This window comes from Providencia vermicola, from assembly GCF_020381325.1.
GTDB lineage: Bacteria > Pseudomonadota > Gammaproteobacteria > Enterobacterales > Enterobacteriaceae > Providencia > Providencia vermicola.
On record NZ_JAGSPI010000001.1, the window covers coordinates 121,015 to 133,572 of the forward strand.

Annotated in this window: 12 protein-coding genes and 3 tRNA genes; 3 read left to right on the forward strand and 12 right to left on the reverse strand. The window is 41.1% G+C overall.

Annotation, left to right across the window (positions count from 1 at the left end; translation table 11 throughout):
• The first annotated feature begins 239 nt into the window (after nt 1–239).
• The gene (trhO, locus tag KDJ85_RS00495; protein ID WP_225817961.1) at nt 240–1,286 is read left to right on the forward strand and encodes an oxygen-dependent tRNA uridine(34) hydroxylase TrhO; all 1,047 of its coding nucleotides are present in this window, start codon (nt 240–242) and stop codon (nt 1,284–1,286) included.
• Nucleotides 1,287–1,494: 208 nt separating this feature from the next.
• Here trhO and KDJ85_RS00500 read toward each other — a convergent pair whose 3' ends face one another.
• The 9 genes from KDJ85_RS00500 to KDJ85_RS00540 form a co-directional block, all read right to left on the reverse strand.
• A complete protein-coding gene (locus tag KDJ85_RS00500) occupies nt 1,495–2,088 on the reverse strand; it encodes a LuxR C-terminal-related transcriptional regulator (protein WP_225817963.1) in 594 nt (197 codons plus the stop codon).
• Between the two features lie 217 nt (nt 2,089–2,305).
• Nucleotides 2,306–2,560: a biofilm formation regulator BssS gene (bssS, locus tag KDJ85_RS00505; protein ID WP_047756449.1), complete on the reverse strand. Its 255-nt coding sequence runs from the start codon at nt 2,558–2,560 to the stop codon at nt 2,306–2,308.
• A 232-nt stretch (nt 2,561–2,792) separates the two neighbouring features.
• A complete protein-coding gene (gene pyrC, locus KDJ85_RS00510) occupies nt 2,793–3,842 on the reverse strand; it encodes a dihydroorotase (protein WP_225817964.1) in 1,050 nt (349 codons plus the stop codon).
• Between the two features lie 181 nt (nt 3,843–4,023).
• Nucleotides 4,024–4,099: transfer RNA gene (locus tag KDJ85_RS00515), tRNA-Asn, on the reverse strand.
• 249 nt (nt 4,100–4,348) lie between these two features.
• The gene (locus KDJ85_RS00520; protein ID WP_225817966.1) at nt 4,349–4,792 is read right to left on the reverse strand and encodes a universal stress protein; all 444 of its coding nucleotides are present in this window, start codon (nt 4,790–4,792) and stop codon (nt 4,349–4,351) included.
• Nucleotides 4,793–4,813: 21 nt separating this feature from the next.
• A complete protein-coding gene (locus KDJ85_RS00525; RefSeq protein ID WP_225817967.1) occupies nt 4,814–5,587 on the reverse strand; it encodes a siderophore-interacting protein in 774 nt (257 codons plus the stop codon).
• Complete coding sequence (locus KDJ85_RS00530) at nt 5,568–7,013, reverse strand: efflux transporter outer membrane subunit (protein ID WP_225817969.1); 1,446 nt, start codon at nt 7,011–7,013, stop codon at nt 5,568–5,570. Before KDJ85_RS00530 ends, KDJ85_RS00525 begins: the two co-directional genes overlap by 20 nt.
• On the reverse strand, nt 7,013–8,065 hold the full coding sequence (locus KDJ85_RS00535; RefSeq protein ID WP_225817970.1) for an HlyD family secretion protein: 1,053 nt from the start codon (nt 8,063–8,065) through the stop codon (nt 7,013–7,015). The genes KDJ85_RS00530 and KDJ85_RS00535 overlap by 1 nt, the downstream gene beginning before the upstream one ends.
• A 23-nt stretch (nt 8,066–8,088) precedes the next feature.
• On the reverse strand, nt 8,089–9,627 hold the full coding sequence (locus KDJ85_RS00540) for an MFS transporter (RefSeq protein WP_225817972.1): 1,539 nt from the start codon (nt 9,625–9,627) through the stop codon (nt 8,089–8,091).
• 131 nt (nt 9,628–9,758) lie between these two features.
• Between KDJ85_RS00540 and KDJ85_RS00545 the strand changes: the two genes are divergently transcribed.
• On the forward strand, nt 9,759–10,661 hold the full coding sequence (locus tag KDJ85_RS00545) for a LysR family transcriptional regulator (RefSeq protein WP_225817973.1): 903 nt from the start codon (nt 9,759–9,761) through the stop codon (nt 10,659–10,661).
• A 55-nt stretch (nt 10,662–10,716) separates the two neighbouring features.
• Here the strand turns inward: KDJ85_RS00545 and KDJ85_RS00550 are convergent.
• From KDJ85_RS00550 to KDJ85_RS00560, 3 genes are all read right to left on the reverse strand, one after another.
• A tRNA-Asn gene (locus KDJ85_RS00550) sits at nt 10,717–10,792 on the reverse strand.
• A 253-nt stretch (nt 10,793–11,045) separates the two neighbouring features.
• Nucleotides 11,046–11,121 (reverse strand) — tRNA-Asn (locus KDJ85_RS00555).
• Between the two features lie 136 nt (nt 11,122–11,257).
• A complete protein-coding gene (locus tag KDJ85_RS00560) occupies nt 11,258–11,761 on the reverse strand; it encodes a YlaC family protein (protein WP_225817975.1) in 504 nt (167 codons plus the stop codon).
• Between the two features lie 484 nt (nt 11,762–12,245).
• Between KDJ85_RS00560 and cspE the strand changes: the two genes are divergently transcribed.
• Nucleotides 12,246–12,458, forward strand: coding sequence for a transcription antiterminator/RNA stability regulator CspE (cspE, locus tag KDJ85_RS00565; RefSeq protein WP_004909801.1), 213 nt, complete (start codon nt 12,246–12,248; stop codon nt 12,456–12,458).
• Nucleotides 12,459–12,558: the final 100 nt, after the last annotated feature.

Sequence of the window (12,558 nt, forward strand, 5' to 3'; positions counted from 1 at the left end):
TAACATAACGAAATGAAATCGTGAATCATCAAATGTCACTAGGATGCCGTTAATTATGTAAGGAAATAATAATTTAAACGTTTTAATCATATTTCAATAACAATCCCACTTAAAATAAAGGGTTTTTTATTAACACAATAACAGCGATAATATGAATAAATAATCTCATGCAGTTGTGTTTAACAGTCATCAGGTTAATTGTTTAAATATTAGTTAGTTACAAAGGAAAAGAGAACACCATGCCAGTGTTACATAACCAAGTTTCAAATAAAATACTCAAAGAACGCATGTTGGCTGAAACTGAGCCACGCACCACTATTTCTTTCTATAAGTATTTTAATATTGAAGACCCAGCTGTCTTTCGTAATGAATGGTATCAACAATTCAAAGCGTTAAACGTATTTGGCCGTGTGTACATTGCCAAAGAGGGCATTAATGCACAGATTAGCGTGCCAGCGTCCAATGTTGACGCATTACGTGAACTAATTTATCGCACAGATCCTGCATTGAATGATTTGCGCTTAAATATTGCTATTGATGATGATGGGAAATCGTTCTGGGTTCTGCGTATGAAAGTGCGTGATCGCGTGGTTGCTGATGGCATTGACGATGAGACATTTAACCCTGCAAATACTGGGCAATATCTCAAAGCGCACGAAGTGAATGCAATGATTGATGACCCGAATACTGTATTTGTTGATATGCGTAATCATTATGAATATGAAGTGGGTCACTTTGAAAATGCGATAGAAGTTCCATCTGATACTTTTAGAGAACAGCTTCCGATGGCAGTGGAAATGCTGCAAGAGCAAAAAGATAAAAACGTTGTAATGTATTGTACTGGCGGTATTCGTTGTGAAAAAGCGAGTGCTTACATGCTGCATAACGGCTTTAAAAACGTCTATCACGTGGAAGGCGGTATTATTGAGTATGCACGTAAAGCCAAAGAACAAGGCTTACCTTTGCGTTTTAAAGGGAAAAACTTTGTTTTTGATAACCGTATGGGCGAACGTATTACGGATGACATGTTAGCGCACTGCCACCAGTGTGGGGCACCTTGTGATTCACACACAAACTGCCGCAATGATGGTTGCCATCTACTGTTCATCCAATGCCCAACTTGCGCTGAAAAATACGAAGGTTGCTGTAGTGCTGCATGCAATGAAGAAATGAAACTACCAGAGCAAGAACAGCGTGCTCGCCGTGCAGGCCGTGAAGTGAGCAATAAAATATTTAATAAATCCCGCCACCGTTTATCAGATGGCTTATTAAATAGCGATAGCTAATTGAGTATAATACTAAAAAGGTAGAAGCCCTTTTCAGGGCTTTGAGGTTGTTGACAAAGCAGGATAAAATCGTGGTTTTTCCTGCTTTGTGTTATCAGTCGAAAATCAATAAATTGATTTTCCTTGTCTATTTTCAAAACCAATCCAACCTGCAGTCAAACCTAATCGGTTTGTCAGCAGTCTGAAGCCCTTTTTCAGGGCTTTTTACTTAGTATAAATATTTAAATACATTATAAATAAAGAAAAGCTCTATTCTGTTTTTAACGAAAACCTTGCTTGCTATATGGCGTTTTTGTGAATAAACCGTGCTATTACTTATCCCTAATTTCTTAGAGATAATATGGTTTGGTATTTCATTCATCCAATTGCTAATTATTTTTTGCTCCTTGGCAGTAAATATAGAGGTGTCTGTGTTATTCGCTAATTTTGTTATTTTTTCTATTTGTGCATAATCATTAATTACTTTATCCAATGTTTTAATAATAATGTTTTTGGATAAAATAAAGAAATTATCTTTTAATAATAGTGGGTTATCTGTTTGAGGGTAAGGGGCATTGATATAAATATAAAAACGAATATTATTTGATATGCTTAGTAACCCTTGTAAGGTTGGACAATAATTTGAGTAGTGGCAATAATAGGTTAAATTAACAAGAACAATGTTTGGTGAGTTTTTATTTATGAATTTAATAGCATCACCCAAACAGCCAGTGCTAATAAAATTTAAATTCTTATTCTTTGATAAATATTCAGTAATACCAAGTCTCGTGTAATAACACTCATCAATAACTAATATTTTCATTGGGAACGTCCTTGTTCGAAAGAGTATTACAATAAATTGGAATAGCTAGTGATGTCAACTGATTAATAATAAAAATAGAAAATGTTGTCGTTAATTTAAATTAATCAATTTATAAAAATAAAATGAGCTAAAGTAGTTATATAATATATAACTACTTTATTGAAAGGCTATAAATTTAAAAAATGGATATCTACGATTCAAATATCCATTTAAGGATTTAGTGGGTCTTAAAATTAAACTCGATATATTCCCCAGACTCTATCTTATCCACGCCAGCTTGAAGAATACCAATCAATTGTTTTGCGACATCCGTGGTAAGCCACATGGTTTTATCCACGACAGCATCGCCTGAGTTTTTATCTTGTTCGGGGAGGTAGTGCAAACGTAACATCATGGCATCATAGGCATCTACGGTGCTAATGTCCCAGCCAACAACTGGATGAGTTTGAATAACATCATTTTTTCTATTCATAAAAACCTCCTAATCAAACAGCGTGATAAATAATAAATATCTATAACTGACTAAGAGCAAAGTTCTTGGAATGAATCCACTTTCAGTATAAGGAGATTTCACTAATAAGGAAGTAAATAAAATATTTTTTTGTATAAATGACAGTAAATGCACAAATAAAGTGAATATAGCTGGGGCTCGTAGAGGGAAGCGATAGCAACTTCCCCATGACGATAAAAGAGATCTTTAGTGTTTATTTAGCGATAGCGATTGACCAGCGAGAATCTTCACCTGCTAAGAACGGGATCAATTTATCATTACAGCAATCAATAGATTCACAAGTAATATTTGGTTCTTTAGTCAGGGTTATATGGCCTTCATTCACAGGCAAATTATAGAATTTAGGGCCATTCAATGAGCAAAATGCTTCAAAGTGCGCTAAAGCATCGAGTTCTTCAAACACAGTCGCATAAGCGGCCAGTGCGGTTGGTGCATTAAATACGCCAGCACATCCGCAAGCGGCTTCTTTGCGTGATTGCACATGTGGAGCGGTATCTGTTCCTAGGAAGAAGCGATCACAACCCGATGCAACAGCAGAACGAAGTGCTTCTTGGTGAATGTTACGTTTTAAAATTGGTAAACAGAACAAGTGCGGTCTTACACCACCGACTAACATATGATTACGGTTAAACATCAGGTGCTGAGGCGTTAGCGTCGCAGCGGTAAATTCGTTGGCATCCAGAACATATTGTGCAGCTTCTTTTGTTGTGATGTGTTCGAAAACCACCTTTAAGTTTGGAAATTGGGCACGTAATGGCTGCATGACTTGTTCAATAAACAGTGCTTCTCGGTCAAAAATATCAATATGGTTCGCGGTGACTTCACCGTGAATCAATAGCGGCATACCTGCTTTTTCCATTGCTGCCAGAACAGGATAAATTTTCTTAATATCAGAAACCCCATGGCTTGAGTTGGTTGTTGCATTAGCAGGATATAATTTGCATGCAGTAAACACCCCTTCTTGAAAGCCACGGATGAGTTCAGCGGAGTCGGTTCCATCGGTAAGATAACAGGTCATCAACGGGGTAAATTGGTGCCCTTGTGGCACAGCCTGAATAATGCGCTCACGATATGCTTTTGCGGCTGCGACAGTAGTGACGGGAGGAACTAAATTTGGCATCACAATTGCGCGGCCAAAAAACTCACTGGTGTAGGGAACGACCGTTTTTAACATATCATCATCGCGAAAATGAACATGCCAATCATCAGGGCGGCGAATCGTTAGGGTAGTTACAGTAGTCATTAAACCGGCTCCATAAGGGAAGGTGAGTGATGAGCGAACGCTCAGGCCGGGAAAGAATGATAAAGCGAAAGGAGAAAAATAGCTATGGGAATTGATGATTAAATATTTTTTGAGAAAAATGATAAACGATAAAAAAGCAAAAAGCCTGCTTAAATTTCTTTAAGCAGGCTTCTCTAAATATTGGCTCCTCCAGCTGGACTTGAACCAGCGACATACGGATTAACAGTCCGCCGTTCTACCGACTGAACTATGGAGGAACTCCTTGGTACGCAGAGGATATTAGCTTCCTCTAAAGGGATTGTCAAAGGAGAATATCGAAAAAATGTTCGTTTGCCTGTTATCTGTGCGAACTGAGGGAAGTTTGATCGAAAATTATGTGGGAGCAATAAATTGAAGGTCAAATCGATAGAAAAAACATCAATTCCATGAAGAGCTTTATGTATTAAACGTATTGATTACAGTGGATAACAACAGGTAACCACTGTAATCACTTTTAATGATATCGGTTAACGCGGGATGACTAAAACGGGTTGAGAAATATCATCTAATAAACTGCGAGTAACCGACGTATTCAGCCAGCGGCTAAATGACGAAAGGTGACGGTGGGAGATAATCAGTAAATCACAGTTGTGTTTTTCCATTTGTTTGGGGATTGTCTCGATAGGTGTTCCTGCGGCAAGCAGCCCCTGTGTTTTAAATCCCATATTCGTTAATGCGGTAGTGACATCTTTTAATTGTTTCTCCGCTAAGGCTTCTTCTCGCTGAGCCGCTGGGTATTCATCGCGTTCATCGCTATTTTCACTTAGTTTAGTGCGGCTTAGCGCAAAAGTACTATCGACAACGGTTAAGACAATGACATTATGAATACAGCCTGTCATACGTTGCATGAAATTGAGGGCATTACTGCTGTTTTCGAAGCTATCGACAGCCAACAATACATTATTAATCATTTTTATCTCCTGATAAGCGATTTACACCGCACCCTTAAAGTTAGATTCCCCTTTTTTCCAATAGCCTTTTGCGAAGAGTGAGGTTTTGGGGATCCCTCTTTCGTTGATAAAATGATTCTTCAAATAAACAGCAACTTGTTGCTCACAGGCTAACCAAACTTGGCCTGGCTCAGCAGGTAGAGCACATTGAGTAATGGCTCGGACTAGAGAACTATTCATCACGCTATCATAATGACGGTCGCGAATTTGCCAGCTATTGACGATTAAGTCAGGGTAATTCAGTGTTTGAATTTCTGCTTCATCACTGACCTCTGCAAACCAGAAAACAGGCATTGGTTCCGTCAATGATTCAAGAATACGACGCATTGCGGGAAGTGCGGTTTCATCACCTAACAAAAGTAACCAACCCGCTTCAGATAGCGGTTTAAACCCTCCAGAACAAGGCCCTGCAAAACCAAGTCTATCACCGATTAATGCATCTTCAGCCCAGCGAGATGCGGGGCCATCACCATGCAAAACCATATCAATATCAATGGTTCTGTTGATTTTATTGATCCCGCTAATGGTGTAAGCGCGACCCGCTAAACTCTCTTTCCAAGGGAAAAACACCTTGACCCAACTTGCGGGTTCGTAAGCTCTTAAATCATCTAGAAATTTATCGACATCATCACCACTCAAGGTAATCCGTCGCATTTTTTTTGTTAATGACAGTACTGCGCTAACGGTAGCTTCTCGTTTGCGCCTTGTATCTTTTTCTAATATGTCGCCCACAATTTTATTCATTGTATTGTGCATGAGGATCCTCCTGCTGCATATTTGACGGATAAGTGTGTTCCCAACCCCCGCCTAATGCTCGATATAGATTGACTACAGCAAGGGCGGTTTCTTCTTGAGACGTAATTTGTGCCGATTGCAAATCTAACAAGGCGCGCTGGGTGCTTAATACATGCATGAAGTCACTGGCGCCATTAAGATAGCTATCCCGTGCTAATGAAAAAGCATGCTGATTCGCGGTAACGGCAGAAACTAGATGTATTTGCCTGCGTTGTTGGGCCTGATAGCCTGAAAGTGCATCATCAATTTCATGCCAAGCACGCAAAACAGTTTGTTGGTATGCAATCGCCATTTCTTGTTGGCGGTACTCACTTAAAGTCACACGTTGTTTGATTTTTCCACCATCGAAGATGGGTAAATACAGTGAGGGGCCAATGGCGAACGTATGCGTTGACCAGCTTCCCATATCGGATAATGCAAGGGCTTGGTAGCCTGCATTACCTGTTAACGTGATCCGTGGGTAGTAATCTGCTTTAGCGACGCCAATCTCTGCGGTTGCTTGGTGTAAGCGCTCTGCGGCTTCACGAATATCTGGCCTGCGAAGTGCAAGATCAGACGGAACGCCCATCGGAACTGTTTGAGTTAACTGTGGGAGGTTCTTTTTCGTTGATAATTGGGCATTAAACGCCCCTGGCTGCTCGCCCAATAACAAGGTAATGGCATTTTTTAGGCGATTTTCCTTATCTATTAGCACAGGAAGCAAGGCATTGACTTGGTCGAGTTGTACTTGCGCTTGTTCCACATCAAGTTGATTTCCTGAGCCATTTTGTAAACGTATCTGGGTGAGTTCCAAGGTTTGTAACGAGGTTGCATAGTTTTCTCTTGCAACTTGAATCTGTTGCTGTGTGGCACGCAGGCGTAAATAATAGGTGGCAACTTCTGCGGTAACAGAGGTTAACAAGGCTCGTCGATTTTCTTCTGATGCGGCAAAATTAGCACGTGCACTTTCTGATGCACGGCGTAATTTTCCCCACATATCCAACTCCCAAACCGCACTAAACCCGCCGCGCCAAAGGTTAAAGTCAGACTCGCCTTTTTTCCCTGATGGATCCATACTACCGACTGATGTTGCACGTTGGCGCTGGTAAGCACCATCAAGGCTCAAATCAGGGGCTAAGTCAGAATCGGCAATGCCTAACAAAGCACGACTTTGTTGCATGCGTGCTGTCGCTAATTGCAAATCTAAATTGCTTTTTGTTGCGCGTTGTATGAGTTCTGAAAGCTGGGGATCACCAAAAATGCTCCACCATTCGATAGGAAGGGCGGAGGTGCTTTGGTTAGCACCCCAGTTTTCTGGCAAAGTCGCTTGCGGTGGCACGTAATCGGGGCCAACTGCTTGGCAACCTGTGAGTGCTACGAGAACCAGTGCAATGACGGTTTTGTTCATTAGTGGCTCCCATCCAATGTGTTGATGCTCACATCGGCTGACATACCTACGCGTAGTGCATTCATTGTCGCCGCACTCTCTTTGTTAATATCAAAGGTAATTTTTACAGGGATACGTTGCACAATCTTTGTGAAATTACCTGTTGCATTTTCAGGTGCAACAGGGGAAAAGCTAGCGCCTGAAGCGGGTGAGATACTGTCAACATAGCCTTTTAGGGTTTGGCCAGGGAACGTATCAATGCTGATATCAACGGTTTGCCCCTGAGTAATGTTCTGCAACTGTGTTTCTTGGTAATTAGCAATAATGTACAGTTTGTCTTGGGGCACAATTGCCATTAACGCATCACCAGGCTTAACAAACTCACCCACTCGCAGGCTTTTTTTACCCACGACACCCGCAATCGGTGCGGTAATACGGGTATAAGATAAATTGAGTTTAGCCATCTCTTTCTTCGCTTGCGCCAATGTCAATTCAGCGTCACTATCCGATTGCTTAGCTTGTAAAACTTGCAACATATTCTTAGCCGCTTTTAAAGACGCTTCGGCCTGTGCAACGCTGGCAGTCATCGTTTGTACGCGGGTAGTTGCTTGTTGTGCCGCTTGTTGTGAACCTGCACCAGTCGTCGCCATTTTGTGATAGCGCGTTTTTTCTTGGTGAGCAAATTGCAGCTCAGCTTGTGCGGATTGTAATTGAGCTTGAGCAGCAGAAATCAGCGCATACTGGCGTGCTAAATTCGCTTTTGCATCATCTTGGCGTGCACGCGCTGAGTTTTCTTGCGCTATCGCTTGGGAAAGTGCGACAGTGAATTCCCGTGGGTCAATTTCCGCTAATAATTCGCCTTCTTTAACCCATTGATTGTCTTGAACTAGGACTTGGGTAATGACACCTGAAATTTGGGGTGAAATACGCGAAATATCGGCACGAATATAAGCATCATTGGTATTTTGCATTGTTTTTTTAATGGCGAATTTATTAATTAATAGCCCGCCTACGACAACTAAAATACCTGCGATTGCAAGGGCAACACCTTTATTAATTTTAATTTTACTCATTGTTAATTCCTGATAATCAATAACTAAGCCGCGGCCACAGACCGTGGCGGATAAATTCGAGTTGGCATCACAACGATCAGCCCTGTTAACAACAGCGCTAAGCCTGAAACCAACATATAAAGATCAGCACTAGCCAGCACATATCCCTGGCTAGAGGCAAGCTGGGTCAGCTCTCCAATAGACTCAGAGGTTGTGCGATATGCTGTTCCGTAGCCATCGGCAATTACGCCTGAATGAAAATCCCCCCGCTGGCGGCTTAACAGGGCAATAACACCACCTGCAGCTGTTGCTGCAAAGCCTTTGACTGCGTTAAACCACGCAGCGGCAAAAGGGCCATCGGTCGGTAAAAGTCCCCCAGTTGCCATCATCAGCAATGGAATAACGGCCATGGGTTGAGCAATTGCTTGCAGTAGAGAAATAGTTTTAAAATTATTTCCATGCCAATCAGGGGTCAGTTGTGATGCAAGCACACATGCCGCTGCCATTAATAACAGGCTGATCGCCAATACCCAGCGGCAGTCCACTTTTGGGGTATTACAAATGATCGCAACGATAGGCAACGTAATTAGTTGGGGGAGTGATACCCACAGCATCATGTCTGAGGTCTGTTCGAGCCGATATCCTTGGATTGCGGATAAATAACCAGAGGTAATATTGACTAGTGAAACCATAATCAATAGAACCCCACCCAACGTAATTAATGAAAATGAAAGATTTCGTTTGCCGAGCAGTTGCAAATTAAAAAATGGCAATGGGTGATACCATTCATTAATAAGAAACAGTGCAAGTAGCCCCAATCCACCAATTAATAAGACATAAATGAGTGAGGAATTAAGCCAATCTAAACGTTCTCCTTGGGATATTCCTACGGTTAGCATGGCTAAGGCGCTTCCCCCAAGGATTAAACCACGCCAATTAAATTGTTTAAGGCGTTCTAAGCGAAGAGGGTCTTGTGGTAAACCATAGCCAATGCAAATGGTTGCAATGGCCATTAAGGGTAAATTCCAATAAAAATAACCACTCCATCCCCAGTGAAATGCAAATGCGGCGGCGGTTGCACCAAAGGTGGCACTCCACGCGGAAACCCACCCATAAGCACCTAACCCTAACACCTTAATTAGAGGGGGCATAAAGCGCAGTACAACGGTCATTAACATCGGTGGTAAAGCACCACCCGCGAAGCCTTGCAAGCTGCGAATGGTTAACAACCATGTGTAGTGATCCCCTAACCAAGGTGTAATTAATCCGCCCAATAGATAAATTGAGCACATCACTAAGGCTACACGGCGTAATGAAAAAGTGGGCCAAAAGCAGGGTGTAAAACCCGAACCAATAACAAAACCTGTGACATAGCAGGTGATTAACCAACTTCCTGTATCTATATTTAGAGCCATTGCGCCTTGGATGTCGCCAAGGGCGAATTTACTGGCGTTTTCTCCCACGCCACTCGCCATGACCGCTAAAAAAACACCAAATAGCCCCATCCATGTGCGGCCACTGATCTCGCCTGCACTGGCTATCCATTTGTTTTTTTGAGGTTGCGTAATAGACGCATCAACCATTTCAAACTCCTGCTGTTTCAATAATTGTTCTATCAATTTCAGCAGTAGTATCTAAATTTTACTTGATTGTTTAAAATGAAATGATGTAATTAATTTATTGCAAAAAATGCAATCCGTGGGACGGGGAAAATATGCCACAGAAAATAGATTTTAATTTAATTTATGCGCTGAATTTATTACTGGAGGAAGGAAGTGTGAGCGGTGCTGCCGAAAAAATGAATTTAAGTGCACCTGCGATGAGCCGCATTTTAGGCCGTATTCGTGAACAATTTAATGATCCTATTCTCGTGCGGGCAGGGCGAAAATTGGTTCCGACACCCAGAGCATTAGAGTTAAAACAACAATTGGCAGAAATTATAGCTCAAGCTCAAGCTCTTATTGAACCTGATGAGTTGTTTCATCCCGAATCCCTTGAAAGAACATTTGTCATACGTGCGAATGATATTTTTATTGGGGCACTAGGTGGGGGGTTATTAGAAACATTACGTAAGTTGGCACCACGAAGTAGTTTAACCTTTATCGCAGAAAGTGATACAGATGATGACTCCTTGCGTAGTGGCAAAGTGGATTTGGTTATTGGTTCATCACGGGATTGGCACCCTGAAATTAAAGCTCAGAGCTTATTTACGAGCACGTTTCAAGCGCTAGTGCGTCCTGGGCACCCAATTCTTGGTAACGTAACACCTGAAACGTTAACGCATTATCCGCATATTAGTGTTTCACGAAGGGGACGGACTTTAGGGCCAATTGATGATGCATTGCGTGATTTGAAATTGCAACGCAAGGTGGCATTGACGTTACCCAGTTTTCATTCCGCTATGATGCTAACAATGAAGTCTGATTATATTTTGCCGTTACCACGCCATGTATTACAAGGGGTGAAAAGCATCAATTTGCCACTTGTTGAGATAGAACTACCTATTGAGCTGGAGTCCATATTTATTGTGCAAGCATGGCACCCTCGTCTGGATAGGGACCCCGCGCACCAATGGCTACGTCAAACGATTAAGCAATTTTTTCTAGAAAAAGAATGATGGGTTAGTTAATGTTAGATAGCAAAAAGCCCGCATTAAGCGGGCTTTTTAAATTTGGCTCCTCCAGCTGGACTTGAACCAGCGACATACGGATTAACAGTCCGCCGTTCTACCGACTGAACTATGGAGGAATTGCTTTGTTCCTGAGAACGAGGCGCATATTACCCATCCTGTTTCCCGTTGTAAAGCATAAAAATTAAAAAAATCGTCAAGTGGGTGTTAAATAGACAAACTGGTGATTATCTGTACCTAAATACCTGATTTTAACTAAATGCGGGGGATAGACAGCTATAATGAGATTTAGGAATAAAAAAAGAGATTTATGCGTTAAATAGGGAGAATGTAAGATAGCAAAAAGCCCGCACTAAGCGGGCTTTTTAAATTTGGCTCCTCCAGCTGGACTTGAACCAGCGACATACGGATTAACAGTCCGCCGTTCTACCGACTGAACTATGGAGGAATTGCTTTGTTCCTAAGAACGAGGCGAATATTAACGATATCACCTCGGACTGTCAACGATAAAAATTGAAAAAAAACTCAACTGCTCAATCACTGCTCAATGTGGCTGAATTTCATGCTAGCCAATTGATATTGCATTAATTTTGTGCGGCCAGTTTACCTTGTACTGGTGTAGAAACTTCGGGGTAAACTACATGATAAATATCGTAAAACGAGATCATGCCTTTTAATGCAATTAGACGGGTGATTTCTTGTTTAATTGTTTGGTTGACTTCATTGGAATCAAGGACTTTACGAATTGCGTTTTCAGAAACAGGTTCAGTCACGAACCATTCGCCATTATAACAAACACGTAAATCTAACACGCCAATGTCTTCGAAATGATAGACTGGCTTAATATCAAAAAGTAATACGCTAGCTAAAATAATAAATAACAGAGTAATACCCAACGTCCAATATGGGCCAAAATACGGCGCATACCAAAGAATAACGGCTAACGGAATATAAGCTGCAATCATACCAATACATAAGTAAGGGTGGTTTGCGAGGAACTGGCTATTGAAATACGGTTTGCCATCACGATTTTCACGTTTATTGATGGTATCTAAATCTTCGACAAGTATTTGTTTGATAATATCCATGTGATAACTCTCTGTCAGATATTGAATCTATACTCGCAGAGTATCACGAGGACTCAAGATTGTTATATATCAGTTAAAAAAAATATTAATGCAGATTGTCATGAGATCAGATAATTCTGACTGACAATAAAAGGTTTTTTTGCCTTGTAATTAAATTTTTTCTTTAAATTATCAACTAAATGCAGTGTTTTTGTTAACATTATGACGGATAAAAGTGACATAGTCGAAAAAACTGCACCTTTTTATGGATTGAATGTATAAAATAGTTGCTATTATCTTAAAGTCATGAGTTAATGTAGGTCGGCCTGTTTAGCAGTCCTATTTGATGTATGATTACTGAGTTAGTGTGTTCTAAAGAAGAAAGTTATCACAGATAGCCTTTGACCGTGACGCTGCATCTTGGTGTTTCCCTGATTAAATAGTTGACTCTGGCCCGTATATGCCAAAAAGGCAAGTTTTTTTGATGTTATATAGGAAAAGTCAAATGTCCGACAAAATGAAAGGTCAAGTTAAGTGGTTCAACGAGTCTAAAGGCTTCGGTTTCATCACTCCAGCTGATGGTAGCAAAGACGTTTTCGTCCACTTCTCTGCCATTCAGGGCAATGGTTTCAAAACTCTGGCAGAAGGCCAGCAAGTTGAATTCACCATTGAAAACGGTGCAAAAGGCCCAGCAGCTGCTAACGTAACTGCTATCTAAGCTAATTGCTTAACTGATTTTCTAAAGCCCGTCATTTTTAATGACGGGCTTTTTCGTATGCGTTACATTTATGATTAATATTATTTTGTTGGAAGATAGA

Coding starts and splice junctions, on each gene's coding strand:
- trhO (WP_225817961.1), top strand. CDS start 240: ATGCCAGTGTTACATAACCAAGTTTCAAATAAAATACTCAAAGAACGC.
- KDJ85_RS00500 (WP_225817963.1), bottom strand. CDS start 2,088: ATGAAAATATTAGTTATTGATGAGTGTTATTACACGAGACTTGGTATT.
- bssS (WP_047756449.1), bottom strand. CDS start 2,560: ATGAATAGAAAAAATGATGTTATTCAAACTCATCCAGTTGTTGGCTGG.
- pyrC (WP_225817964.1), bottom strand. CDS start 3,842: ATGACTACTGTAACTACCCTAACGATTCGCCGCCCTGATGATTGGCAT.
- KDJ85_RS00520 (WP_225817966.1), bottom strand. CDS start 4,792: ATGATTAATAATGTATTGTTGGCTGTCGATAGCTTCGAAAACAGCAGT.
- KDJ85_RS00525 (WP_225817967.1), bottom strand. CDS start 5,587: ATGCACAATACAATGAATAAAATTGTGGGCGACATATTAGAAAAAGAT.
- KDJ85_RS00530 (WP_225817969.1), bottom strand. CDS start 7,013: ATGAACAAAACCGTCATTGCACTGGTTCTCGTAGCACTCACAGGTTGC.
- KDJ85_RS00535 (WP_225817970.1), bottom strand. CDS start 8,065: ATGAGTAAAATTAAAATTAATAAAGGTGTTGCCCTTGCAATCGCAGGT.
- KDJ85_RS00540 (WP_225817972.1), bottom strand. CDS start 9,627: ATGGTTGATGCGTCTATTACGCAACCTCAAAAAAACAAATGGATAGCC.
- KDJ85_RS00545 (WP_225817973.1), top strand. CDS start 9,759: ATGCCACAGAAAATAGATTTTAATTTAATTTATGCGCTGAATTTATTA.
- KDJ85_RS00560 (WP_225817975.1), bottom strand. CDS start 11,761: ATGGATATTATCAAACAAATACTTGTCGAAGATTTAGATACCATCAAT.
- cspE (WP_004909801.1), top strand. CDS start 12,246: ATGTCCGACAAAATGAAAGGTCAAGTTAAGTGGTTCAACGAGTCTAAA.